This window comes from Eubacterium ramulus (assembly GCF_045002895.1).
GTDB classification, from domain to species: domain Bacteria; phylum Bacillota; class Clostridia; order Lachnospirales; family Lachnospiraceae; genus Eubacterium_I; species Eubacterium_I ramulus.
This window is the reverse complement of record NZ_CP173382.1, coordinates 1,063,185-1,087,896: the sequence shown is the minus strand read 5'-3', so window position 1 is coordinate 1,087,896 and position 24,712 is coordinate 1,063,185. Positions and strand designations below refer to the sequence as shown.

24 protein-coding genes and 1 pseudogene are annotated in these 24,712 nt (G+C 41.5%); all 25 read right to left on the bottom strand.

Features of this window, described 5'->3' with window-relative positions; all coding sequences use genetic code 11:
- Positions 1-143 precede the first annotated feature (143 nt).
- The gene (locus ACIRUQ_RS04925) at positions 144-419 is read right to left on the bottom strand and encodes a hypothetical protein (protein ID WP_404856535.1); all 276 of its coding nucleotides are present in this window, start codon (positions 417-419) and stop codon (positions 144-146) included.
- Between the two features lie 340 nt (positions 420-759).
- The gene (locus tag ACIRUQ_RS04920) at positions 760-1,383 is read right to left on the bottom strand and encodes a hypothetical protein (protein WP_021738788.1); all 624 of its coding nucleotides are present in this window, start codon (positions 1,381-1,383) and stop codon (positions 760-762) included.
- A 3-nt stretch (positions 1,384-1,386) separates the two neighbouring features.
- On the bottom strand, positions 1,387-2,802 hold the full coding sequence (locus ACIRUQ_RS04915) for an AAA family ATPase (protein ID WP_242853555.1): 1,416 nt from the start codon (positions 2,800-2,802) through the stop codon (positions 1,387-1,389).
- Between the two features lie 94 nt (positions 2,803-2,896).
- Positions 2,897-4,771 (bottom strand): annotated as a pseudogene (locus tag ACIRUQ_RS04910) (AAA family ATPase).
- A 277-nt stretch (positions 4,772-5,048) separates the two neighbouring features.
- Positions 5,049-6,311, bottom strand: a complete 1,263-nt coding sequence (locus tag ACIRUQ_RS04905) for a DNA primase (protein WP_022036570.1) — start codon at positions 6,309-6,311, stop codon at positions 5,049-5,051.
- A 19-nt stretch (positions 6,312-6,330) separates the two neighbouring features.
- The gene (locus tag ACIRUQ_RS04900; protein WP_055288796.1) at positions 6,331-7,497 is read right to left on the bottom strand and encodes a DUF1351 domain-containing protein; all 1,167 of its coding nucleotides are present in this window, start codon (positions 7,495-7,497) and stop codon (positions 6,331-6,333) included.
- A gap of 26 nt (positions 7,498-7,523) precedes the next feature.
- Entirely contained in the window at positions 7,524-7,904 is a 381-nt protein-coding gene (locus tag ACIRUQ_RS04895) for a hypothetical protein (protein WP_021738783.1), read from the bottom strand.
- Positions 7,897-8,097, bottom strand: coding sequence for a hypothetical protein (locus tag ACIRUQ_RS04890; RefSeq protein ID WP_404856534.1), 201 nt, complete (start codon positions 8,095-8,097; stop codon positions 7,897-7,899). The genes ACIRUQ_RS04895 and ACIRUQ_RS04890 overlap by 8 nt, the downstream gene beginning before the upstream one ends.
- Entirely contained in the window at positions 8,091-8,477 is a 387-nt protein-coding gene (locus ACIRUQ_RS04885; protein ID WP_022036568.1) for a hypothetical protein, read from the bottom strand. Before ACIRUQ_RS04885 ends, ACIRUQ_RS04890 begins: the two co-directional genes overlap by 7 nt.
- Positions 8,422-8,901 carry a hypothetical protein gene (locus ACIRUQ_RS04880; protein ID WP_022036567.1) on the bottom strand — a complete coding sequence of 160 codons (480 nt, stop codon included), beginning with the start codon at positions 8,899-8,901 and terminating at the stop codon, positions 8,422-8,424. The genes ACIRUQ_RS04885 and ACIRUQ_RS04880 overlap by 56 nt, the downstream gene beginning before the upstream one ends.
- Before the next feature lie 236 nt (positions 8,902-9,137).
- On the bottom strand, positions 9,138-9,983 hold the full coding sequence (locus ACIRUQ_RS04875; RefSeq protein ID WP_055288798.1) for a sigma-70 family RNA polymerase sigma factor: 846 nt from the start codon (positions 9,981-9,983) through the stop codon (positions 9,138-9,140).
- A 48-nt stretch (positions 9,984-10,031) separates the two neighbouring features.
- A complete protein-coding gene (locus ACIRUQ_RS04870; protein WP_055288800.1) occupies positions 10,032-10,361 on the bottom strand; it encodes a hypothetical protein in 330 nt (109 codons plus the stop codon).
- A 40-nt stretch (positions 10,362-10,401) separates the two neighbouring features.
- Entirely contained in the window at positions 10,402-10,977 is a 576-nt protein-coding gene (locus tag ACIRUQ_RS04865; RefSeq protein WP_055288802.1) for a sigma-70 family RNA polymerase sigma factor, read from the bottom strand.
- Entirely contained in the window at positions 10,971-11,372 is a 402-nt protein-coding gene (locus tag ACIRUQ_RS04860; RefSeq protein WP_021738776.1) for a zinc-finger-containing protein, read from the bottom strand. Before ACIRUQ_RS04860 ends, ACIRUQ_RS04865 begins: the two co-directional genes overlap by 7 nt.
- A gap of 426 nt (positions 11,373-11,798) precedes the next feature.
- Complete coding sequence (locus ACIRUQ_RS04855) at positions 11,799-12,968, bottom strand: tyrosine-type recombinase/integrase (RefSeq protein WP_070103928.1); 1,170 nt, start codon at positions 12,966-12,968, stop codon at positions 11,799-11,801.
- 167 nt (positions 12,969-13,135) lie between these two features.
- Positions 13,136-14,146 (bottom strand): GGGtGRT protein, encoded by a 1,011-nt coding sequence (locus tag ACIRUQ_RS04850; RefSeq protein ID WP_021740065.1) that lies wholly within the window; start codon positions 14,144-14,146, stop codon positions 13,136-13,138.
- A 6-nt stretch (positions 14,147-14,152) separates the two neighbouring features.
- A complete protein-coding gene (locus tag ACIRUQ_RS04845) occupies positions 14,153-14,845 on the bottom strand; it encodes an iron-sulfur cluster assembly scaffold protein (RefSeq protein WP_021740064.1) in 693 nt (230 codons plus the stop codon).
- A gap of 256 nt (positions 14,846-15,101) precedes the next feature.
- Complete coding sequence (locus tag ACIRUQ_RS04840) at positions 15,102-15,767, bottom strand: UDP-N-acetylglucosamine pyrophosphorylase (RefSeq protein ID WP_055288804.1); 666 nt, start codon at positions 15,765-15,767, stop codon at positions 15,102-15,104.
- Positions 15,768-15,995: 228 nt separating this feature from the next.
- Positions 15,996-17,351, bottom strand: a complete 1,356-nt coding sequence (locus ACIRUQ_RS04835; protein WP_021740061.1) for an APC family permease — start codon at positions 17,349-17,351, stop codon at positions 15,996-15,998.
- Between the two features lie 105 nt (positions 17,352-17,456).
- Positions 17,457-18,158, bottom strand: coding sequence for a cysteine hydrolase family protein (locus ACIRUQ_RS04830; RefSeq protein WP_021740060.1), 702 nt, complete (start codon positions 18,156-18,158; stop codon positions 17,457-17,459).
- A 341-nt stretch (positions 18,159-18,499) separates the two neighbouring features.
- Entirely contained in the window at positions 18,500-20,518 is a 2,019-nt protein-coding gene (locus ACIRUQ_RS04825) for a DNA topoisomerase (protein WP_055288806.1), read from the bottom strand.
- 144 nt (positions 20,519-20,662) lie between these two features.
- Entirely contained in the window at positions 20,663-21,313 is a 651-nt protein-coding gene (locus ACIRUQ_RS04820) for a YkgJ family cysteine cluster protein (protein WP_055288808.1), read from the bottom strand.
- 144 nt (positions 21,314-21,457) lie between these two features.
- A complete protein-coding gene (locus tag ACIRUQ_RS04815; RefSeq protein WP_055288810.1) occupies positions 21,458-23,695 on the bottom strand; it encodes a beta-galactosidase in 2,238 nt (745 codons plus the stop codon).
- 641 nt (positions 23,696-24,336) lie between these two features.
- Positions 24,337-24,516, bottom strand: a complete 180-nt coding sequence (locus ACIRUQ_RS04810; RefSeq protein ID WP_055288813.1) for a hypothetical protein — start codon at positions 24,514-24,516, stop codon at positions 24,337-24,339.
- A gap of 15 nt (positions 24,517-24,531) precedes the next feature.
- A complete protein-coding gene (locus tag ACIRUQ_RS04805; RefSeq protein ID WP_022036561.1) occupies positions 24,532-24,684 on the bottom strand; it encodes a hypothetical protein in 153 nt (50 codons plus the stop codon).
- Positions 24,685-24,712: the final 28 nt, after the last annotated feature.

The following is a 24,712-nucleotide window of genomic DNA, read 5'->3' as shown; positions in this document are numbered from 1 at the left end:
CCACATTTTTATATGTTCCATTAGAATATTTCACATATCTTTTCCAACGCATGACAATAATCAGTACGGAACAGACTGCCAATATACAAAAAAATATATAAAATACTGGAATCCTGTTCATCATGTTCCCTCGCTCTGTTTTACTAATTTTTCGCCATCTCTTTCCAATAGTTCTTCAACATTTCCAGTATTCTTTTGGCATCATCAATTTCCGTTTTCTGATTATATTCTCCCATTTCACTGAAAATTCCGGATTCACTTACAATCCCCAATAACCATTTCCCCAATAGATTCTTTTTATACTTGAAAACCAAACAATTTATACCGTCCTCATCTGCAAATGCATTTGTATATTCTATCTTCGTCGGTTTCTTTCCCAATTCACTTGGATCAGATAACCAATCTTCCAATTCTTCCATTGCATTTTTAATTGTTTTGTTCATAACCATACCTGCCTTGTCCCCCTTTTTCTGTTCTGGCCTTCTAATCTGGTTTTTGCATAGATCACATAAACGCTTCGGTTTTTTTAAGCTCCAAAAACTCTTTACCTGCCGCTGCTTGTTACTTTCATTTTACCATACTGCCTGCCTTTTTCCATCTATATTTTTGGCAAATATGGTGCATTGATTACTCTGATAAATATTCCTGGCTTTTGACATAAGTTGATATAATTATGTGTTTTTAGAAACAAAAAAGAGTACCCACATCTTTGTGAGTACACTCTCAATATAGCTTCTGCTTATTTACTTTGTGTTTTGATCACTGAATGTTTAGTTCACCGATCAGTTTTCTCCCATCTTCTGTCCGCTGCATTTTTACGGCATGATGATGAAACTGCACGATTTCTCCAACATCCACACTGATTCTATGATTCTCCCATTCGCTCTCCGGCTTTGGTGGCAACGGTTTTCCAAGAAGTGGTACAATGATTTTCGGATCTTCGCTTTGCTCCGAATGCCAAAATCCCGTAGTTTCATAGGTTGTATATACCTCAACCTCATCAATATGTATCCCAAGCACCCGTTCCAATGCGCAGACGTTAAAATAGCTGGCACGCGTTTTTTGCTTTATCTCATGCCACTTTTTATCATCAACTTTACTTTTCATTTCGATCAGATGCAAGATCCATTTTCCATCTTTTTTCTGGAGCAACACATGATCTACACTTCTTTGTAATTTCAGGGGACTTTCACGTTTAAGGAAATTACACTTCCCTTTGTGATCATAATCTTCACAGCATAAGTTATCTCCCTGAATGGTCACCTGCAGCTCGCTTCTGCCAGATTCGCTCTTTTCCTCCAAGCAGTAAGAATCATTTTCCGGAAGGAAAAAATCTTCTTCCAAAAACTTCTCAATTCCATATGCAATCCGTTCTTCTACCATTTATCAGTCCTCCTGAAATGCATACACTTCCTCTACAATCTTTTCGAGGGCATTATTGAATGTAGGCACAACGAATCCGTACTTTGTTGCTTCCAGCGCTTCTAAGTGTGTTTTTCCATTATTGTCTGGAACAAACTGATACATCTGAACATCTTCTCTGGAAAGCAGATCTTCTTTCCGGTATCCATATTCTTTCTGCAGTTCACTACTCCGCACATGGTTTTTCAATTTCATCATGTTATTGATATGCTGTAAAATCGTATCACTGTGCGTAGTGATCCATACCGGAATCCCAAGATTCATCATATTAATAAGCAATCGTGCCATTTTCTGCTGCAATTCTGGATGCAGATGTGCTTCCGGTTCTTCAATGATCATCGCATTAAAATTGATCCCGGATTTCAGCACCAACAGCAGCGGAGAAATCTCCGAAACAATGGAAGATGCCACATACAGTGGAAGCTCTTTCTCACTTCCCTCCGGTTGATATTTGATCACTGGCATCATATCTTTCTTTACGGACAGATTTCCCTTTGTCATCTGCTTTTCAATATATTCGATGATCTTTGCATACTTTTTGCTGTCTTTTTTATTGATTTCAAACTTTGTTATCAACTGCAAAAAATCTACATACGGAAGTGTCAGGGTACTTGTGTTATCCTGCAATTCCGGTGAAAAACTAATCTGCAGTGAATTTTCAATCAACTGGGCATACGTGAGCATAAATCCGGTTCTTGATGCCGGTAAGTAAATTGGTTCCCCATTCCGTCTGCCCTTTACGACCGGCGTATACCATGGTGCTGCAATTCCTTCCATTAATAAATTCCAGCAGATATAAGCATTCATACGGAGTAATTCTTCCCGGTTTGCCGCTTCCACTTCTGGGAATTTAATATATCCGCCTGTGACAGAATATCTGGATGCAGACGCATCCCAAACCATCTTGATCGGATGATTCCTCTCATAATGTCTGATCTTTAGTTTTTCAATCTCAACCTCATAGTTAAAAATTTTTTTTACCAGAGCTTTTTTCTGTGTACTCAGTAATTCATTAAACCAGGTTATATACAGGTCTATCGCATCATCCGTCAGTGCAGTTTCTGTGTTAAGATGTTCTTTTAACCAGCTTTCGCACTGCTTGTATGCCTTTGCTTCAGAGGGCTTCTTTGGGAAAATATCTTTACCTAAAGTCAATATTCCCCATAAAATACTCATCAAATAACTTTTTCCGCTATTGTTATCACCCACAAAACACATTAACGGTGCGATCGTAACATCTGCACTTTTTATTTTTGCAAAATTTTCAACGTGGAGTGTCCATTTTTTATCCATTCCCGTCTCCTCTCCCATCAGGTTGCTTTTTTGCTCTAGGATAACCCCTGTTTTCTGCCTGACATCTTTATCATTTAATACTACCATATGCCATCCCTTTTTTCAAATTATTCGCACATCATCATAGGGAAACTGCCGCTTCCACGAACAAACATTCATGGAGCGGCAGCTTCATTTTTCCCTATATGACAGTTTTTAGTTTTCTTTCATTATGCGCTACTTTCCGCATCCGGTTCCCATCCATAAGCCGGAATCCTAGATAGGAGTTTCTACGCTCCATACGGTTGCCAGATGCATACCATAGCGTTTCTTCGTTTCCAACGATCACCAGCTTTTTCCTGGCGCGCGTCATAGCAGTATACAGAAGGTTCTTCTGCCGCATGCGACCAAAGATCTTGGTGAATGGCAGGATCACGCAATCGTATTCGCTGCCCTGAGCTTTATGCACTGTCAATGCATACGCTAACTCCAGCATGGAAAATTCTTCTGACGTGTAAGTACGTTCCACGCCCGTCTCATACAAGATCGTCAGTTTCCGTTCCGTCTGGTTGATCTCTGTAATGTAACCAACATCTCCGTTGCTTACATCCTCTTCATTTTCCAGATGCATCACTTTATCCCCCTTGCGGAAACACCGGCTTCCAACCAGCAGTTCAACCGTTCCTGCCGTTTTCGGGTTCATAAGTTCCTGCAGCACCCGGTTTAGCTGGATACACCCAAGCTTTGTTTTACTTCGAAACGGTGTGAGCACCTGCATGGCTTTTGAGGAAATCCCCTGTTTTTGCAGAGCGCGGATCACCTGGAGCAGACCGTCCAGTGTATCCTCTTCCTGCCAGGTCTGGCAGAGCATACAGTCTGTGTTCCATAAAAACCTGCCCCGTCCGCGGTTGACACAGCTTGCATTGGTAAGAATCGCACTCCCCTGTTTCTGCCGGAAGGTTTTTGTTAGATAAGTAACCGGAAACACCTGGCTTCCGATCAGGTCAGCAAACACATTTCCTGCCTGTACACTGGGAAGCTGGTCACAATCTCCGATCAACACCAGCCGCGTCCCCTTATCCAATGCTTTCAGCAATGCATACAGTAACTGCATGCTCACCATGGAACACTCATCAACGATCACTAGGTCTGTACTTAGTTTTAATTCCTCTTCTTCCTCACGTTCCTGCTCCTCCTAACGGATCTCAAGCAAGTGGTGCATCGTGACTGCAACTTTTCCGGTACTCTCCGCCATTTTTCGGGCAGCACGCCCGGTAGGGGCACACAAGGTGAGTTTTCCTTCCGGATGCAGCATTTCTTCTGCACAGATCAGTACTTGTAAGAGACATGTCTTTCCAGTTCCCGGTCCACCAGTAATGATGCTCACTGTTTCTGTCAGCGCATATGAAACGGCGTTTCTCTGCTCCTTTGAGAGTGCCAATTTTTGCCGTTTTTCTGCTTCCACTAATGCTGCATCGATCTTATCTTTCGTTAATTTCTGCTTTTGTCCGTCCCATAAAAGTCTCAGCAGTTTTTCTGCTGACTCACTTTCTGCAAGGTACATCGGTTTCCGGTAAAGCACACCGCAGTCATAGATCAACGTCTGGTTTTTCACCAGGTACACAAGTCCTGCTTGCATGTATGGGAAAAACACTGACCGGTCACACCCCGGTGTCCGCAGGATATTCACTGCCTTTTCAAACAAGTCTTCCTTCTGCATAAATACATGTCCGTTTTGTTCATTCTGTTGCATGACAGCGGACAGAGCAAAACAGATCCGGTCACCATGGATCGGATCAAATCCTTCTCTTTGTTTTTGCACTGCATCAATCATGGCAAAGGTGATCCCTTCACACATGCAGAGCAGATATGGACGGCTTTGTAACACCGAAAGTGCATCTGGTATCCCGGAAAATTTCTGATAAACTTCTTTTGTTTTTCCGCTTGGAATCCGGTAGTCTGCCAAAAACTGTACATATTCCTGTAACTCCTGGCATTTTTTAAATGACGCAACGATCTTTTCCGCTTTTGTCTCCGAGATTCCCTGTACTGTAACTAACCGGACGGGATCACGCATGGCTTGAAATGTTTCTGCTCCAAACGTATCCACGATGCGGTCTGCCGTTGCACTTCCTATTTCGGCAATCCCGCTGCTCACCAGATACCGTTTCATCCCTTCCGATGTCGTCGGCAATACTTCTTCACAATACGTCACCTGAAACTGTTTACCGTATTTTTTATGTTGGGAAAAATTCCCATGCAGGACACATTCCCCTTCCGTACACAGCAGGGAGCCAACGGCCGTCAGTTCTCCTGCTTCCGTCTCATAGACCACCACCTGGTAATCATCAAACTCACAGCGCACCTGTACGGGCACTGCCCGGATAGCCAGCTCCTGCATGACTCATTCCTCCTCGCCGCATACTGCAGTAATCGTCAATCCCTTTTTTGTTTCCAAGCCACAGACCGCTGACCGGATCTCTGTCCCAGTGATAGGATCTGCCGATCAGACCTGCCTTGGTGATCACTTTTTGCAGGGAATCCTGTGCTTCCTGGATCATCTGCCTTTTTCGTTCCTTATATCTGCAACTTCCATCCGGGCAGTAGGCTTCACGCCCGCCTGACTGTATGCAGGCAGCGCACTTCTTGGCTTCATAGTCCCGCATGCAGGCTACCGGCATATACTTGTCCATGTCGTAGGCTTCATAGGCAATCTTATGATGATGCTGCTTTAGAAGCTCCTTCAATCCGCCAAGGACATTCACCCCCGGCACTCCGATCACACTGACACCGATATCCGAAAGCAGACAGTACGTTACATATGCTTTTAAAATACCCTCTGTGATGATGACAGACTCTGCATCCGGATCGCCATAAAAGCAGACCGGGGCTCCGGACGAAATTCCTGCCCTTTTGCCGGAACTGGATAACCAGATATACTTCTGCTTTTTCGGGTTACGCAGCCGGATCTGCATCCCGACCAAATATCCATCCTGCAGCACCGGACAAAAGTAGCCTTCTGCCCATACATTTAACTGCCAGTTACCTGCTGCATTTTTATAAAAACCTGGTACGTTTTCCAGCATACAACCTTCCCTCTTTAAAATCCGGCAGATGCCCACCGGATCAGATGGCACAGACCGAAACAATCCCGCCTCTATCTCTGCATCAGTAAGCATCCGGCGTTGCAGGTCCAATCGGTCTATCGTCTGCAACGTCAGATGACGTAACAAGCTCCGGTAGGTATGGTCTAACACGTTCACCGGAGCTTTGGTCTTTTCTGTTTTTCTGTCTGTTTCTTCCACCCGTTTTTTTGGGGTGTGATCCCTGTGCCCTTTTTCAAGCGCATCCCTCAGATCTGCATATGCACGTTTATAACGATCGGCTCCGACATATCCGGCTTTCTGATCCAGATACAAATCCAGCATATTTCCATGCCTGCCGCATGAGAAACACTGGAATACATTTTTTTCCTTTCCATCCTTTCTGATACATATTGTATTTTTTCCTCGCCGGTCGCCACAATACGGACAGCAGATGGAAATGGAATCCCCACCTGTATCCTGTAATTTTTCAATTCCAAGGTAGTCTGCAACCTCGCTGATATTAAAACTCATGTCATGTCCTTTCTGCATCTTAGTGAATGTGATACCCGATACCACGTTGTGTCAAAAACTGGCAGACTTCTTCCTGGTGTACCCTATGTACCGTAAACGTACACAGTTCTGCCGCCTGTGTCTGCAAAATGGGTTGCTGCACTGACCGTTGGATCGGTGCATTTCCCCGCTGTACCGGTTGCTGCCGTTGCATCCCCTGCCGGATACCATATGCCGGTCGCGACATTCCCTGTCCGGATGTGGCGGCTGCCCACCTTCCTGACATTGTGCTTCCACCTGTCGGAATACCAGTCTGGTAACTCATCCCGGCTCTTTGTACCGGCATGGCCTGTGTCTGCCTTTGCATCTGCTTCTGCATACGAAGATAGGTCTGTTGCTCCAGCTCCTGTTGCTTTTGCTGCATCTGCTTCTGTGCCGCTTCCTGTTCTTCTTTCCGTACAGCCGCTTCCCGCTCTCTGGCATAAGATTCTGCCTGTTGCATTACCTGCCGGGTTTCTGCTTCCACGCGTGCCTGTGCTTTTGCTGCTTCTTCTGCAGCAATGCGTATCCGCTCCCGCTCAAGTGCTTCCGCTTCTGCCTTTTTCTTGGTTATAAAGGTTATCGCATCCTGCAAGTTTAAGTCCACTTCATACAGCTTTCGTGCCGCCTCAAAATCATCTTCACCCGCAAGCTGCCCTAAGAGCATTATATTTTTCTGGTAAGACTGGATTGCTTCTGTGATTGCCATCTTCCAAGTTTTTTTGCTGCAACTTTTATTCAGCCATTTCCCGTCATAGATCTGTGTCCACAGATCATAGGTAATCCCTGCTTCTGCCACTGCCTCCCGGTAATATTTTGTGATTTCTTTCTCGCGCTCCTGCTTTTCGATAAGCACATATTCCTTGATTTTTCCATCCAGCGTATCGCAGGACTCCTGGATCATTGCCAGCAGCTCATCTGCCGCCATCTCAAATGCAGTGTATGGTTCCAGAAACTGCTCCTTGACCACTCGTTTTCTCTCTTTCAGGGCATCACTCAGTTTGTTTAGAGTGGCACGCCCCTCTTTCATCTGTTTTATGGCATCGTCACCGGTATAATTGCTCAGATTATACTTCTGCAGTTTTTGGGCAAGCCACTGTTTCGTCTCTTCGAAATTGGTCTGGATTGCACCTGGGGTGATCTTTGCTACAATTTGTAACTGTTCCATTTTTTCTGTCCTCTCTTTCTTATTTTTTATAGATTTTCTACCTGCACCGTTTTCATCACATAATACAGTTTTGCATCTCCTTTGGAGATACGGATTCCGTCTCTATGTTCCGCGATCGCCGCACCGGAAAAATATATTTCCGACACCGTCCGGATCAGATGGAACCGGAATCTTGCTTCCGCTTCATCTGCCGTTGCCAGGATCACCCTGCTCCCATAGGATTCCGGTTTACTCCAAACCGTATAGATCATGTAATACTCTATGGTTTCCTCTTCCAGATCTTCCTCATAGGCTTTCGACCAGGTTTCCCACAAAAACAGATACAGGATCGCCGCGATAACAAATGCCACGATCCCTGCCATGAATACACACAGTGAGACATCCATTCCTTTTAGAATATCAACCATCTTCTTTTCCCCTTTCCATTGAAAATTGTAAAAACGGTTCCATCGGTATCTCAAACAGTTCACAGATCAGTTCGGCTTTTCCCTGCCGGTATTTTCCATATCCATGCTGTTTTCCGGTTACGTTGGTTCCGATTTCATACACTTCTGCTGCATATTTTTTATGTTTCTGCCAGAAGCTTTCCATTTTTAACACATTCGTTTCCATTGTTTAGCCAGCACTCCCTCCTGCTTCGACAGATGCCGCTGTAATTTCAGGAACATCCGTTCCCGCTCAATACCACTGTGGATCTCCTTCCATAAAGCCATCCTATCCCCCTGCTTCGCATACAGCTTCTGACAGGATAGTTGCTGACACCGGGCATTACACGCCAACGCTTCATTCACAATCTCCAAAAGATTCAGACAGCGTGAAAAACAGGCATCTTCTCCCGGACGGATCACAAAAAATCCATTAACCCGTATCGAAAGTTTATATCCCTGTCCCAGTAAAAACTGCAGCAATACAGACCATTCATTTTCAAAAAAGCCCAGGCTTGGCTCCAGCATCTGTGCATGTGTTTGTAATGCTTTCATGTTCTAATCCTTCCTCTGCCTTCTGCACGTTATATTCTCCGACCAGACGGTCGATGGTCTCTCTCCATAAAAAAAATTCCAGTTCGATCCGTCTAAAATGTTCCTTTCGGTAGATCATCTGGCAGATTTTCTCCTCTTCCTGTGTGGTCAGGCTTAAAAATTGCCTCATAAACCACTGATATTTCTGCTCATCTTTCAACTTAGGCAGGTGATATTCGGAAAGCATCCGTTTTTGTATGACCTTAATCCGCTGCCGGATCTGCTGCCATAACTGTGCATATGCTCTGGCGTACCTTTGATCCCATTCAAGATTTGGAACAAGCTCCCGGTTTTTGTTCAGGATATAAATCTCATCCTGCAATTTCTGGAAACGCTGCCGCAGATCCATACTCTTGACACAGTCCTGAAAAACCGCATAATCCATGGCATCCCCTCCTTTCTCTATGTTAGTTTCATTTATCAAATAAACAGGATTGCTCCCGATTGTAATTGGATTCCGAGCGCAGACAACGCTCCACATGATAAGAAATAGTTCTCGCTATTTTTTAGACGTTCTGTATATACAGAATAGATGACCTCTATTAATAGAAATACGTCAGTTCTTCTTTTTCGGAAACTTAAAACATCCCCTGGCAAAATGCCGGAGGATGTTTCATTCCGTTAGATGATATGTTTTTTTCTCAAAAGCTCTTTGATTGCGATGATTCGCTTGCAGATATACTGCTTGGATACTCCTACGCTTTCCGCGATCTCCGAGCGTGTCATGTCATTGTCAGCATACTCAAAAACATAATCGATGATCTGCCGGTCGGTCTCATTCTGAAGCACCTCAATGACCATATTTTCAAATTCACGATTCATCACTTCCTGACACACTTCGGATTCCAGATCATAATCGTATTTTAACTGTTCTGTCCACTTTTCATCGTCATTTCGTGGATGATCCAGAGATTTGATTCTTGCTCTTTGCAATGCTTCCAGCAGATTTCTGGTTACATTTTCGCTTTCCCCGATTATTTCCGCAAGTTCCGCGATCGTAGGTCGCCTTCCATGAAGCAGCTCATAGTCCATGCAGGCACTCTGCAACTGTTGGGTTTTTTTCACGATCCTGGAAGATCGTTTGATCGTTCCATCTTCCGATAGATATCTGGAAACATATTTTCTCACCCAGATGGTTAAGTAAGTCGTAAAACTCGCATTTTTTGTGATATCGAATCGCATGATTGCCTCATACAATCCAAGCATTCCTTCCTGCACGCAATCTTCAATTTCCCCTTCCATATAATCCTTGAAACTGTAATAATGCGAAACAATGTAGAATACATACTTCATATAAGCCAGGTATAAAATATTTCTGGCATCTACATTTCCCGCCTGGGCTTCCGAAACCAAAAGATAGGTATCTTCTTTCGGACCAATATCCGGCACCTGCAATGCCCATAGTGCATAGTCACGTATTTCTCTCTTATGTTGAAAAATAGAGTTCACTTTTTTATTCCCTGCCATTTTTCTCCCTTCCTTCCTTGCGAAACGAATAGAGTTATGATTCTTTTGTTACGAAATCTCTGCTAAAAAATCTGTCTCCATCTTTCGTCTGTCATTCTCATACTGTCGTGTAAAGATCCGCTCTTCCCGGAAAAATTCTGCATGCATTTGTTTTGTAAGTTTGGAAATCTCGCCTAAAAAGTTTTCTGTATAATATTTGCTTTTCACTTCTGGCAGATGATAATCCCATAAGATATGGCTCAATAGTGCTAACGGGATTCCCGTAATATGTGAGACCAGATCCATACTGAAATTCCGGTCAACATATAATTCCGCGATTTCCCGAATAGACCATTTTTCTTTTAATCGGTACATTACTTTTCTATACGGATTCGCCATTTTTACTCCTTTTCATACTAAATCATAAAATCATTTCTAGTCATTTGAGATTATGATAACCATACCAGGCAAACATCACTGGTAACTTCAGTTTGTCTGCTGCACGCCGCATACTTACTGTAATATAGCTGGTAGTTATGCCAAGTTTTTTCGCTGTTTCTGCTTTTGAAATCCCTCGCACCTCATTACAGATTGCAAGGATTCCATACTGTATCGTTTTTGGAGCATCCATATATACCTTCATCATCTCCTTTTCTACTTCCAGATAGTCCACCGCAAACTCCGCTGCACGTAATTCACTTTCTACATCCTGTCTACATGACAACTGTTCCTCTAATTTATTGCTTCCATATTCCTGGTATATATTCCGGTTTTTCCGAAAAATACTCATCAAACGATGCCTGATTCTGCTATAAGCGTAATTATGGAGACTTTTTCCTTTTGTGTGATCATACGAATCTACAGACTGTAAGTATTCAATATACGCCTCCTGATAAAAATCTTCTATATCCATATATTTCGCAAATATTGCACTTTTACGAACAATACTTCTGGTCATATATCGGATTTCTTCCATGTTTGCCAATAATTCTTTTTCTGCATTCTTACCTAACATGTTCCGCATCTCCTTTCTAACAAAGATTTCAGAATCTGTTGTACCAGTCGGCAATAATAAATCCCTGAGCTTGCAATGTGTAACTGGTCTCTCTGCAGACCCATCCGGTCTTCCAGGTAACGATAGACGCTATGCTGATCCATACCGCTCTCCACCACTTTTTTGATAACCCTGTGAGCTTCAATCCGCTCATGTCGTAGTTGTGCATCGGCAAGTGTTCCCGCTGGTTTCGTGCTACCTTTGATTGTGCTTACATAAGAATCGCACTGTGGAAATCTTGCGCATGCCCACGCATACCTTTCCGGATGAGTTGCGTCCTTCCCATAGATATCATAAAAATGAACTAATTTTGCTTTACTGCCACAATAAGGACATTTGATTTCTTTTTTTCTCATGTTTTACCTCCTTCACCTCTGCTTTTTTGCCCTCTTCCCGAAAAAATCCAACAAAAAAAAGGACTGATTCATTTCCCTGTATTTTTACCAAGAAAATTTATCAATCCTTATCTTTGAATCTATTCTACCTAATTTGGGTTGTGTCTTGTCAATAGATTACTTCGTTATTTACAAGAAATTAATTTTTCTGGATTGTAACAATATGGTATCTTTCGTTCATTTTTATCGGATCAGATTTCTCTGATTCCTTAGTGCTATATATACGTCACTTTGTATTTTGCGTCAACTTAACTACAAGATGTAGATACATTCACATTTCACACCTGTATTCTTTTAATCAAGATACATCATATATAACAATTTATGGCAACAAAAAAAGAAGATGGCAAACACATCGGTTCCATCTTCTTTATATACTATCTATTATTAATCATACATATCATCGATAAAAAGATCTTTATTTTTCATACTAATATGCTTTGTGATACAAGCATTCATTTCATTCCTTAATTGTTCTATTGTTCTATGTGTATAGAATTTTTCTGTAACATCATCTATTTCATGTCCCACAATCAATTTCAGAATGTACTGATCCATTTTATTAGACTTTCCAATCGTAATAAATGTATGACGACATTCGTGCGGGGTATGTGTCATTTTATTTCTTTCCATTACTTTATTAAATCTACCCCTATATTTATCATAGGTCATTTCCATTCCAGTTTGACTTGTTTCATCATTGAACAAATATTCAGAATGAAGTTTCATTGCTTCATCATACCTTTTTCTAATAAGTGGTTCTATTAGCGGATGTATTGGAACAATTCTATTTCTTCCTGCATCTGATTTTAAACCACCAGACATAATTCCTTTTTCAAGATCAATATCTGCTACTTGTAATATTGCTAATTCTTGCGGTCTCCACCCTGAATATATCTGAATCAATACCATATCCGTAAATCCAAATTCAATATTATCCCATAAAATATCAATTTCTTCATTTGAAAACGGTATTTTAAGTCTTTTATTCTTTTCTTTTTCCTCTAGTATTTCAGCATCAATCTTATAATTTCTCGCATAGTTTGTAAAAACCACCTCATGCGCCATTGCATAATCAAACATCAGATTGAACATAGATTTCATTCTGGATTTCGTTCCGGCTGAAGCCATTCTCTTCTTTCCTTTATCTTTTCCCTTATCTTGAATAATATATCCATCATCCATACAACCAGACAAATGATATACCCGAATATCCTTCATTCTCATATTATACAAAGAAGAACAATACTTATATGCGGCTTTTACGGTTCTAATAGCAGCTGGAGTGATTTTTTTAAAATATTCTTCCGTCCATTTTTCGTAACATTCAGCAAACGTAATCTTGTCAGCATCTAAATCATACGGGTTCTCATTATATGCAGCAAGCGCCTGTAATGCTTTTTGTTTTGTTTCATAATATCCAAGCGTCTTATACTTTTGAATTTGTTTATCTTCCACCAGATCATAAACAAATCCGTCTGTAATTCTAGCCCTCCATGGTTTTCGCCTTTTTCCTTTCAATTTGTGTACACTGCCGTATCCATTAGGTAATTTCATCGTAATCCATCCTTCCGCTTTTCAAATGGAAACTACTGTCCATTTGTGTATTATTTGTGTATTACGCATTGTGTATTACCTGTGTATTACGTGTGTATTATATACAAAAATTGAGGGCTTGTCAAAACGAACCAAGCCCTCAAAAAGTCAGTATTTATGCGGTTTTCTTAGAACTTACCAGCCTTAGCAGCTTCCTCAACAGAAACGGCAACTGCTACTGTAGCACCAACCATTGGGTTATTACCCATACCGATTAAGCCCATCATCTCTACATGAGCCGGTACAGAAGAAGAACCTGCAAACTGTGCATCAGAATGCATACGTCCCATTGTATCTGTCATACCATAGGAAGCAGGACCTGCACCCATGTTATCCGGATGAAGTGTACGTCCTGTACCACCGCCGGATGCTACTGAGAAGTATTTTTTACCCTGCTCGATACACTCTTTTTTGTATGTACCTGCTACCGGATGCTGGAAACGTGTCGGGTTGGTGGAGTTACCTGTGATAGATACACCAACGTTCTCATGATGCATGATTGCAACACCTTCCTGAACATCATCTGCACCGTAACATTTTACGGAAGCACGAAGTCCTTTAGAATATGATTTCTCATATACGACGTTCAGTTTTGCTTCTTTGTAGTCATATTTTGTCTCTACAAATGTGAAACCGTTGATACGGGAAATGATCTGAGCTGCATCTTTTCCAAGACCGTTCAGGATAACACGTAACGGTTTCTGACGTACTTTGTTTGCTTTCTCAGCAATACCGATTGCGCCCTCAGCTGCTGCGAATGACTCATGACCAGCTAAGAAACAGAAGCACTCTGTCTCCTCTTCCAGAAGCATTTTTCCAAGGTTACCATGTCCCAGACCTACTTTACGATGATCTGCTACAGAACCCGGGATGCAGAAAGCCTGAAGACCTTCTCCAATTGCTGCAGCTGCCTCAGAAGCTTTGCGGCATCCTTTTTTGATTGCGATAGCTGCACCTACTGTATAAGCCCAGCATGCATTCTCAAAACAGATCGGCTGGATTTTCTTTACCTGATCGTATACATCCAGACCAGCATCTTTTGTGATTTTCTCTGCTTCTTCGATAGAAGCAATTCCATAACTATTTAAAACAGAATTGATCTGGTCAATTCTTCTTTCATATGATTCAAATAAAGCCATTGTCCATTACTCCTTTCTCGGATCGATGATTTTTGCTGCATCAGCTACACGGCCATACTGACCTTTTGCTTTCTCCCATGCAGTATTCGGATCATCGCCATTTTTGATAAAGTCAGTCATTTTGCCAAGGCTTACGAACTGATATCCGATTACCTCATTATCCTCGTCCAGAGCAATGCCTGTTACATAGCCTTCTGCCATTTCCAGATAACGAACACCTTTTTCTTTTGTTGCATACATTGTACCAACCTGAGAACGAAGTCCTTTACCAAGATCTTCAAGACCGGCACCGATTGCCAGACCATCATCAGAAAAAGCACTCTGAGTTCTACCATATACAATCTGTAAGAACAGCTCTCTCATTGCTGTATTGATTGCATCACAGACAAGGTCTGTATTTAATGCTTCTAAAATTGTTTTTCCCTGTAAAATCTCTGCTGCCATCGCTGCGGAATGAGTCATACCGGAACATCCGATTGTCTCGATCAAAGCCTCCTCGATGATACCGTTTTTTACATTCAGAGTCAGCTTACATGCACCCTGCTGCGGAGCACACCAGCCCACACCGTGTGTAAAACCGGAAATGTCTTCAATTTTTTTGGAGTGAACCCATTTTCCCTCTTCCGGGATTGGAGCAGGTTCATGTTTTGCGCCTTTTGCAACCGGGCACATCAATTCTACTTCTTTGGAATAAATCATTGTAAAACTCCTTTCTATGTATGAATGTTTTTGAAAGAGATCCTATACGCTATACCTATCCTTTATTGATTTTCATAGAAAACATATATTATTTCCTATCATGTGTCAACCGGGCTTTCTGCACAGGATTACTTTGTTATTTTTTTAACATCCGTATGTATTTTGACACATTTTTCATCATTCGTAAAGTCTTTTCCGACATTTTTTTTACAAAATTTCTCATGTATCAAAAATAGCACAAATGAGTCATGACTAATTACTGTTTTTCTACAATTTCATTACGGTTTTTATAAATAGAATGTGCAGGTACTACTCCACGGACTGCAGATAACGGATATACATTGCTTTCCGGACAGATCACAGTTCCCGGGTTTAACACGGAATTGCATCCTACTTCGACATTATTTCCAAGCATTGCGCCGAATTTCTTTCTTCCGGTAGCAATTTCTTCTTTGCCATCACGTACTACAACCAATGTTTTATCAGACTTGACATTTGAAGTAATGGAACCTGCCCCCATGTGCGCTTTGTATCCAAGAATCGAATCGCCCACATAGTTGTAATGTGGAACCTGTACTTTGTTAAACAGAATGACATTTTTTAATTCTGTAGAATTTCCTACAACCGCACCTTTTCCAACAATAGCTGATCCGCGGATAAATGCACAATGGCGAACTTCCGCTTCCTCATCAATGATCAGAGGACTTCCAAGAAATGCCGTCGGTGCAACCTTTGCATTTTTAGCTACCCATACATCTTCGCCACGTTTTTCATATTTCTCCGGATCCAGAGTGTCACCCAGTCTTTTGATATAATCAGAAAGTCCGTCCAAAAGTTCCCACGGATACTCTGCAGTTTCCATATATTCTTTTGCGATTGTCTCATTTAAATCGTACATATTTACAATCTTACACTGTTCCATTTTCTGCTTTAATTCCTTTCATACTATGTTTTTCATCAATCTTATTGTGCCACGTTTTCCACTCTTTTTCCAGTCCTTTTTTTCTGAATTATCCGTATTGGTAAAAATTACTGTCTGCAATAAAAAGAACCCTGCCCCGTGCAACATATCTGTCACATAAGTCAGAGTTCCCTTTTACTATATGAAACTGTCTATATTTTTCTCTGAAACAGCACATATATCCACACTTTATTTCAGTTTTTCTGTATCCGGATTTGTAATTACTTCTTTCCAGTTCTCCGGATCTTTTTTCTGCATTGCTTTTGCGTAAGCCCAGAACGGAATTCCGAGTACGATATAAACAATCAGAACAATCCATGCATTCCGATCCATCGTTGTAATCGTCACATAAATAACGTACACACAGAAAATGATAGACGCAATACCAAAAAACCACGGAATCCGCAATTTATACGGACGCTCCCATTCCGGATGAGAACGACGCAGTTTCAGGAAGGACAGTGCAACCAGCAGATATACAACTCCGGCTGTCAATCCGTAAATCGTGTAAATATAATTTACCCATGCATCCGGTGCAAATACCGTAAAGTAAATAGATAAAATACCAACGATGATATTGGCCAGAAACGGCTGTCCATGTTTGTTTACTTTTGCCAGCTTTTTCGTAAACTGTGCCTGCTTTGCAGCTCCAAACAGAGTACGGGACGCGCACATCCAGAATCCGGACAATGTGGTCAGACAGGTTCCTGTTCCCATGATAACAATTACAATACCAAGCCAGTGCATATCGATCATATCGGCAACACGCGGATCTACGATATCTGTCTGAAGCACCCAGTCCTGCGAAATAATTCCACCGACACCGACAACAGCCATACCATAGATCAATACTGTAAACCCAAGAGAACCAACGAATGCTTTCCACATTTTCTTTTTCGGGAAGTTTGCCTCCTCGGACAACTGCGGAATCAGATCAAATCCGATAAATTTCATGATCAACAACGCAATGGCTGCTGAAAATCCCTTTCCACCGGACGGGAACAGATTCCCTCTGAAATTAGAGAAACTCCAGGAGCCACTGCAAATAAAGATTACAGAGGCTGCCAGTGAAACAATCAATGTTGCCCAAAACAAAATACTCTGCAGTTTTGCGATAAATTTTAATTCTTTATTGGTCAGGAAAAACCATACCACAAGAATGATTGCCGCAACCAGCTTTGTCTGTCCGGAAGTGATTGGATGAAGATATCCGATCATGCTTGCTATACCGTAAGATACAGTAGGCATCGCCATAACATAAAGTAACAGCACAAACCAACAACAAACCCATCCGGTGTTCCATCCAAATGCATTGGAAACCCAGACATTTTCACCGCCTGCATACGGCAGCATGGTTGTCATCTCTGCATAAATAAAACATAATGGTAACACAAATACTGCACACAGGATCAGTGCTAATAAAGAACCTGTACCGGTCAGACTAAACCAATACTGAATCTCCACCATCCACGCAGCAATCATTCCGCCGGCAGCCAATGCGATCAGCTGCGGCAATTTCAATGTTTTCTTTAATCCCTGTTCCATTTTTTACACTTCTTTCTCTCAACAACTATTCCTATTGAATAATCTTATTTTGTAATCTCTCCCTTCCCCCATATATTTATATCGTCGCATCCCCCAGACACGTTTTTATTTACGGTTTTTCTCAATTACCTCGATGGTCTCATCGGAAGATAATACGTTACAGTAAATCACATTCATGATCTTCAACTCTGCATCATGCAGTTCCTGATCTGCTGCCGCGCAACCATCTTCCACACAAATAATTTTGAAATCATTATCTGCCAGATCACGAATCGTACTTGCCACGCACTGATCTGTCACAATACCGCAGACTACAATCGTCTCAATGCCCATGTTCTGCATCAGACGTACATAATTTGTTCCTGTAACAACACTATCTGTTGTCTTATTTACCACGATTTCATTATCCTGTGGAGCAAGCTCGTCGATCATAGCCGCATTTACAGAATTTACCGGAAGCAGCATTCCGTTCCATCCTTCGGATTTCTGTACTGCACAGCGATCTTCACCGTTATCCAGCAAGCAGGCAATTCTTCCATATGTAACATACATATTGTTTGCCCGGAAATAATCCAACATTTTTTTGCAGGCTGGAATTGTCACATTATCCAGTCTGTCATGGAATGGAATCCAACGCTCCCATTCTCCCATTTCCTTAAACTGCAATGCCTCACCCATATCTCTGCGCACAAATTCATTCTGCATATCAATGATCAGCAATGCTGTTTTTTTCGGATCCAGTTCGATATCCGGAAATTCTGTCATCGTCTGATAGTAAAAGGATAAATACTTTGGATTTGGTTTCATTTTTTCGCCCTCGTTTTTTCTTCAGAATGTTATCTGATTTTTATAGGTAAAAAGCACTTCAGGTAAAACTCCCAAAGTGCTCCTTCGCTTAACGTGTCATATTATACATGCTGTTCTATATAAAAGCAAGTGTTTTTTATGATTTACGTGTATATTTATTCAATTTTATTGCATATTATGCATATTTTTACGAATCGATTTTTGGTTTTATCAGAAAGTAAAGCGGACATTCGCAATCCGCTTTCGTTACTTGCTTATTCTGCGTTCAAATGGAGCATACATCAATCGATGATGATTGTGATATGCCTGCGTCCGTAATGTTCTTTTATCACAAAGCATTCTTAACGTGATTTTTTATAGAATGGTGCCACCCGTTCAAAAGAATCCTTTATGATATACTGGTTCCGAAGTCCCAGTACACCACTTGTACGACTCTGAATAAAGTGTGTCAGTTTTGTCATATATTCCTCTGGGGTAATTGTACCCTCCGCCACATAATTCAGGCCTTTTTCCCAGCTTGCCGTCAGTTCGGGATTCAGCAATGACTTGATGGATGCCGATACGGTATCATAAATCAGCTCTCCCTGTAAGGTCGGTGTAATAATCTGTGTCTTTTTATTCAGACTCAAGTATTTGTTATTCACCAGTTTCTTCAAAATCTCAGCACGGGTCGCACTGGTGCCGATACCGGAGCCTTTGATCTGCGCACGTAACTCCTCATCTTCAATCAGCTGTCCTGCATTTTCCATTGCAAGGATCATGGAACCGGAATTGTAACGTTTTGGTGGAGAAGTTTCTCCCTCCTTGATAGCATAACTCTTTACCGGAAGTGTCATCCCCTTTTTGATTTTTGCGATTTGTTCCAGTAAATGTGCATCGCCGCTTTTTTCATTAGAATCTGCATCATTTTGACTGGTTGTATCTTCTGTCTTTTTCTTCCGGAAGGAATATTCCATCACCTTCAGATACCCAGGATCTGCTAACACCTTAAAGGAAGCAAAAAAACGTTCTGTCTCCATCCCCATTGTCAGACTCACTTTTTTATAAATAGCCGGTTCGTAAAAAATAGCAAGGAAACGACGTACAATCGTCTCATATACTTTCAGTGAAACCGGATTTAAACCTCGCATAGCTCCAAGTCCCTGACCGGTCGGAATAATTGCATAATGGTCTGTGATCATTTTATCGTTGACATAACGTGTCTTCGCAATCTGTTTGTAGCTTTCTTTCTCAAGAATTTCTTCTGCAAATGGACGCACCATATTGATCCCTTTTAATCCGGAAATATTCTTTGAAATCTCCTTCGCCACAGCACTGGAAAGTACACGGGCATCGGTACGCGGATAGGTTACCATCTTTTTCTCATACAGTTCCTGCACTACGCGTAAAGTCTCATCCGGACTGATTTTAAACAGTTTTGAACAGTCATTCTGAAGTTCTGCCAGATTGTACAGTAAAGGTGGATTTTTCTTTTCCTGTTTGCGTTCCACTGACATGACTGCTGCTTCCTGCGGTTCCAGGCTTTTCATCCAGTTGATCAATTCCTGTGCATCTTTCTTTTCCCGAAAACCGTTTTCCTTATAAAGTTTCGGTGTACCAAAATATTTTGATCCGGGAACTGCGCGCCATTCGCCTTCAATGGTCAGGCCTTCAAATTCCATACTGTTTAACACACGATAAAACGGCGTTTTTACAAACTCACGGATTTCCCGTTCACGTCGCACTACCATGCCGAGCACACAGGTCATAACACGTCCGACGGAAATGACCGTATATTTCTGATTTAGAAAACCAGCCAATGTATTGCCATATTTTAATGTCAGCAATCTTGAAAAATTGATTCCCATCAGATAATCTTCTTTGGCTCGCAGATATGCAGATTCCGATAAATTATCATATTCCGACAAATCTTTTGCTTCATGGATCCCGCGTAAAATTTCTTCTTCCGTCTGAGAATCAATCCATACACGACGGCGGTCTTTGCCCTTCACGCCTGCCATCTGTTCCACCAGACGGTAGATGTATTCTCCTTCCCGTCCGGAGTCAGTACAGACGTAAATGGTATCTACATCCGAACGGTTCAACAAGTTCGATACAATTTTAAACTGCTTACTCACCCCCGGAATCACTTCATATTTAAAGGTTTCCGGAATAAACGGCAAGGTCGCCAGACTCCATTTTTTGAACTTCATATCATAGGCTTCCGGATAACTCATAGTTACCAGATGTCCTACACACCAGGTAATGACCGCATTTTCTGATTCCTGATAGCCATCGAAAGTACGCATATCTTCTTTCAGTGCCTTGGCAAATTCACGGGCCACACTTGGTTTTTCTGCTATGTATAAAGATTTTCCCATTCAAACTCCTTATTAACTATTGTTTCTACTATTCAAGTCGAACGCACGTGAGACTTGGTGCGTGATTCTGGTCAGCGAAAGCTGACATAAGCATCCCCCCTCACCCGCCACTTTGTGCTCCGCGCACTTGAAGCGGGGGAATGCTTATCTGCGTTCAAACTGTTCAAGCCGTTCGTAGAAACCATCATAAAAATTCTCCTGCTGTACAGGAGTAAAATAAAACATTTGAAGAAACAGCATATTTTTCCGTTTTGCTTCCTCTTCGTTATAATTTTGCATCGCCTGACGAAGAGACTTTGTGAGTGAATGCCATTTTACTAAAAAGTGCTCATAATCCTTCACTCCATCCATTTCAAGCCACTTACTTACTTTCATCTTTGATTTATTTTTTGCCGGACAGGCATCTGTCAGCAGAAAATAGCTCAGCTTTTCCCCTTCATAGTTTCGCCCCAGAGGAAACAAACGGCAGATTCCCGGTCGAAATCCATGAATACTGCATCTGCCTTCTTCATTTAAAAAAGAACATTTTGGTCCTGTCGCGGATGGTGCCATTTTCAGATTCGGAAGGATCAGACCATCTTCCACATGCAAATCTATCGCACCTGCAAGCAGTTGTTCAAAACTCTGTCCAAGGTTCCGTTCCAGACGCCAGACATCCATCGGATCCAGCAAAATGGATTCACCCATATCACAACAACAGGCGGAACAGCCAGTGCAGTCATGACAGCCTACTTTTACCATGTCGTTGCTGCTATATAACTTTCCATCTGATATATCTTTTAAATATTCTTCCATCTATTTCACCCGTCTTTCAAAAATCCAGTAATTGCATTATAACAAAAATGCTGATATTTTCCAAGAGGCAGATTTACAGACAAACGTCCCCTGCTCATTGCTTATCGCAATTCAAACAGAGGACATTCTCTTTTTCTTCAACTATTACAACTTTTCCTTACACTCATACACGCAACGGATATCCTTTAAACTGCAACATCTTCCATTTACATAATACGGTTGCGTTTCCAGATATATCTTATCATCTTCCTCCAGTGGATACAACCGTAGTATCAATTCCATTGGAAAATCAAATCGTTTCAGACTGACTTCCCAGACATCACCAATATAATACTGATCCGCAATTTTCTCACCATTCAGGTAAAGTTCTGCCTGATCTGCCTGAAAATCAATCCGAAGAAAGATATTATCTTTTGCTGCATCATATGCTTTGTCATAGGAAATTCGAATCACATATTCCTGATAATCTTTGCCAGTATCGTCAATCACACATGCTTCTGACTCGGAAAAATCTGTTTTTTCTGCTCTGTCAAAAACATTTTTTTCTTTCCGTACAATGCGGTTATTTACATCTGTATGTGTAAATGACGCGACAGTCTGATTGTCTGCTGCCGCCAGATCATGACTCAGCACGCAAATTGTGGATGCATCACCTTCCACATGTAAGAAATCCGGAATGATATCTGATTTTTTCCATCCATTGTCAATCCACGTTTTAACATCTTCCACAGTTGCATCCATGATTATCCAGCAGTTTTTCTGTGCATGATCACTGCGACAAATCACCTCTATCCCATTTTCTGTTTCCAAAATAGGTAACGTACTGAAAAACAATATATTTGGATATTTTTTCATGCACCATGCACATTTTGCCCAGGTTCGATCCATACTGATAAGCACTTGGCCAGACAGTTTTTCATCTGCCTCATACTGCATTTTGTCAATTCCATAGAAAAACCATAGTTTCTGGTTGATATTGCATAATGGTGTCTGATTAATCCAACGTAATGTCACGTCATCTGACAGCGGAAAATTAAACGGATAAAAGAAGTAAGCTCCATTTTTAATATCCTGTTTTGGGAAACGTATTTCTCCATCTACTGTCTGAACACGCAACATCACATCTTTATGCTCTGCCATCTCATAGCCACGTTGATAATTATTTACAAACAGATAACCTTGATCACCGTTTCTGCGCGTAATCATGCGAAATGCAGATAAATCTTCTGCATCCTGAAAATCTCCGGTATGAACGGAAGTACTCTCACAGTCATCCCCCGCAAACTGTGGCTGCATATTACAAAATGTCTCCCCATAATCATGTGCAAACATAGAAAGAAGTTTCAATTCTTTTGCTGTCTCTGAAATCTGACCATATTCCCGGATCGGTGCCTGAAAATCATAAGAAAGTTCAGGGACATCGCAAAAAGACCCCACCGCCGTCGATTCCTGTAAGCTACTGAGTTTTCCTTTCGGATTTGTCCCACCGTGATACATATAATAGCCCAACAGGTTACAACCGCTTCCAAGTTTGCATACTGACATCGCTCCGATATCTTCTGCTGCCACCCGTGGTCTGCGATGATGTGTCACCTGCACACCGCCACCAAGTTCTGCGGTCAGATACGGATACGCATCTTTATCAAATGACAATTCCATGCCCGGCGCATAATCACTGCCAATATTTCCATCATTTCGCACCGTTGAAAACAGATAATTCTTGTTTGGCGGAAGCTGTTTTAAAGAAGCATCCCATGGGGCATCACAATAACCGCCCATAACCGGTGTCAGATCACCAAGTACCGCACCGCCCCATCCGGTCGCTGTCCAATAAGGTGCTTCAAAACCAATTGTTTTTGCCAGTTTTGTTAGCGTACGCATATGTTGCTCCCCGGCAGCACCTCGTAAACCACCCACATGACCATATTCATTTTCAACCTGGATACCAAGAATGCAATGTGTTCCTTCCACTTCTTTATAAATTTTCTTCCAGAAACGTTCCACCAAAGCCAGGTAATCCGGATCATCGCTGCGCAATTTATATCCTTTTTTCAGCAGCCAGTCCGGAAAACCACCATTTCGTGCCTCCCCATGCGCCCACGGTCCAATACGAAGCCACACATGCATCTGCCATTTCTCGCACAATTCCAGAAAACGATGCAGATTGCGCTGACCGGAAAAATCAAAGACACCTTCTTCTTCCTCATGATGAATCCAAAATACATAGGTTGCTATAATATCCATGCCACAGGCTTTCATTTTTCGAATCTCATCTTCCCATTCCTTCTCCGGGCATCTGGAAAAATGAAACTCCCCCATCATTGGAAAAATTGCTTTTTCATTTTTGATTAATGATACTTCGTTAATACTGTATTTTTCCATTCAAAATTCCTTTTCTCATATTTATTTTCATCAAGATTTGTAAACTGAGTAATTTGTTTTTTACTTTGTTTCTGTGTCTATTATATCATTTTAGTTCCATACTTCCTATTTATTTTTTATCCAAAAACTTGCTTTTCTTTTTTGAAAAATTGCTCCGCAACATATCATCTTGTTTTAACTATTTTGTTTCTGCTATAATTCAGCAATAAACCTAATATGATTTGGAAACGAAAAAAAGCCTTCTGCCATTTAGCAAAAGACTGTGTTTCTTATAAGTAAAGCGGACATTTGCAATCCGCTTTCACTACTTGCTCAGGAACGCAGTCGCTTTGTGACCTGTCAGTGGGAGCTTTTAACTCCCACTGACATAAGCATCCCGCTTACCCACCGCTTAGTGCTCTACACACTTGAATCGGGGGAATGCTTATTCTGCGTTCATATAAAATATTTCTGATGACTGCTCATCTGTATCTGTTCGCAAGGTATATATCATTATATGTAAAAAATTATTACTGTTTTAGGTATTTTACTGAGCAGCCATCTCGTTGGTTATATTTTATCAAACTATTCTTTGTTTTTACATGCCCGTTTTGGCACAAAAAAGTGCCTATTTCAGCAAACATTGAAATAGGCATAAATTATTATCTTCTGTTTTCTGAAAATTGACACTTATTTGTCCAGTCACGGCAAGCAAGCATCGCGATAGAAAACTCCACCGGAGTCAACAGATTCATAGCAAACAGACGCTGACCTTCTGGAAGATAACGCAAATAATCGCTTAACAACGGCAATTCTTTTTCCGGTGGAATATGAATCAGCACACTTTTCTACAATTTTCACACAGGCTTTTGCCTGTGCTGAAAAAAATAGGCTTCTGCCTGTGCAATTTCTGCCAGTTCTTCATCCTCAAATTCATTTAGCGTGTCTGCCAGTCTGCCAGGTTCAAATGCAGTTCCAAGTAATGGCAGAACCATTCTTTTGCATTTCATGTCATTCCTCCAAGTTATCATAAATTAC

Coding starts and splice junctions, on each gene's coding strand:
- ACIRUQ_RS04925 (WP_404856535.1), bottom strand. CDS start 419: ATGGAAGAATTGGAAGATTGGTTATCTGATCCAAGTGAATTGGGAAAG.
- ACIRUQ_RS04920 (WP_021738788.1), bottom strand. CDS start 1,383: ATGGTAGAAGAACGGATTGCATATGGAATTGAGAAGTTTTTGGAAGAA.
- ACIRUQ_RS04915 (WP_242853555.1), bottom strand. CDS start 2,802: ATGGTAGTATTAAATGATAAAGATGTCAGGCAGAAAACAGGGGTTATC.
- ACIRUQ_RS04905 (WP_022036570.1), bottom strand. CDS start 6,311: ATGAGTTTTAATATCAGCGAGGTTGCAGACTACCTTGGAATTGAAAAA.
- ACIRUQ_RS04900 (WP_055288796.1), bottom strand. CDS start 7,497: ATGGAACAGTTACAAATTGTAGCAAAGATCACCCCAGGTGCAATCCAG.
- ACIRUQ_RS04895 (WP_021738783.1), bottom strand. CDS start 7,904: ATGGTTGATATTCTAAAAGGAATGGATGTCTCACTGTGTGTATTCATG.
- ACIRUQ_RS04885 (WP_022036568.1), bottom strand. CDS start 8,477: ATGAAAGCATTACAAACACATGCACAGATGCTGGAGCCAAGCCTGGGC.
- ACIRUQ_RS04880 (WP_022036567.1), bottom strand. CDS start 8,901: ATGGATTATGCGGTTTTTCAGGACTGTGTCAAGAGTATGGATCTGCGG.
- ACIRUQ_RS04875 (WP_055288798.1), bottom strand. CDS start 9,983: ATGGCAGGGAATAAAAAAGTGAACTCTATTTTTCAACATAAGAGAGAA.
- ACIRUQ_RS04870 (WP_055288800.1), bottom strand. CDS start 10,361: ATGGCGAATCCGTATAGAAAAGTAATGTACCGATTAAAAGAAAAATGG.
- ACIRUQ_RS04865 (WP_055288802.1), bottom strand. CDS start 10,977: ATGTTAGGTAAGAATGCAGAAAAAGAATTATTGGCAAACATGGAAGAA.
- ACIRUQ_RS04860 (WP_021738776.1), bottom strand. CDS start 11,372: ATGAGAAAAAAAGAAATCAAATGTCCTTATTGTGGCAGTAAAGCAAAA.
- ACIRUQ_RS04855 (WP_070103928.1), bottom strand. CDS start 12,968: ATGAAATTACCTAATGGATACGGCAGTGTACACAAATTGAAAGGAAAA.
- ACIRUQ_RS04850 (WP_021740065.1), bottom strand. CDS start 14,146: ATGGCTTTATTTGAATCATATGAAAGAAGAATTGACCAGATCAATTCT.
- ACIRUQ_RS04845 (WP_021740064.1), bottom strand. CDS start 14,845: ATGATTTATTCCAAAGAAGTAGAATTGATGTGCCCGGTTGCAAAAGGC.
- ACIRUQ_RS04840 (WP_055288804.1), bottom strand. CDS start 15,767: ATGGAACAGTGTAAGATTGTAAATATGTACGATTTAAATGAGACAATC.
- ACIRUQ_RS04835 (WP_021740061.1), bottom strand. CDS start 17,351: ATGGAACAGGGATTAAAGAAAACATTGAAATTGCCGCAGCTGATCGCA.
- ACIRUQ_RS04830 (WP_021740060.1), bottom strand. CDS start 18,158: ATGAAACCAAATCCAAAGTATTTATCCTTTTACTATCAGACGATGACA.
- ACIRUQ_RS04825 (WP_055288806.1), bottom strand. CDS start 20,518: ATGGGAAAATCTTTATACATAGCAGAAAAACCAAGTGTGGCCCGTGAA.
- ACIRUQ_RS04820 (WP_055288808.1), bottom strand. CDS start 21,313: ATGGAAGAATATTTAAAAGATATATCAGATGGAAAGTTATATAGCAGC.
- ACIRUQ_RS04815 (WP_055288810.1), bottom strand. CDS start 23,695: ATGGAAAAATACAGTATTAACGAAGTATCATTAATCAAAAATGAAAAA.
- ACIRUQ_RS04805 (WP_022036561.1), bottom strand. CDS start 24,684: ATGAAATGCAAAAGAATGGTTCTGCCATTACTTGGAACTGCATTTGAA.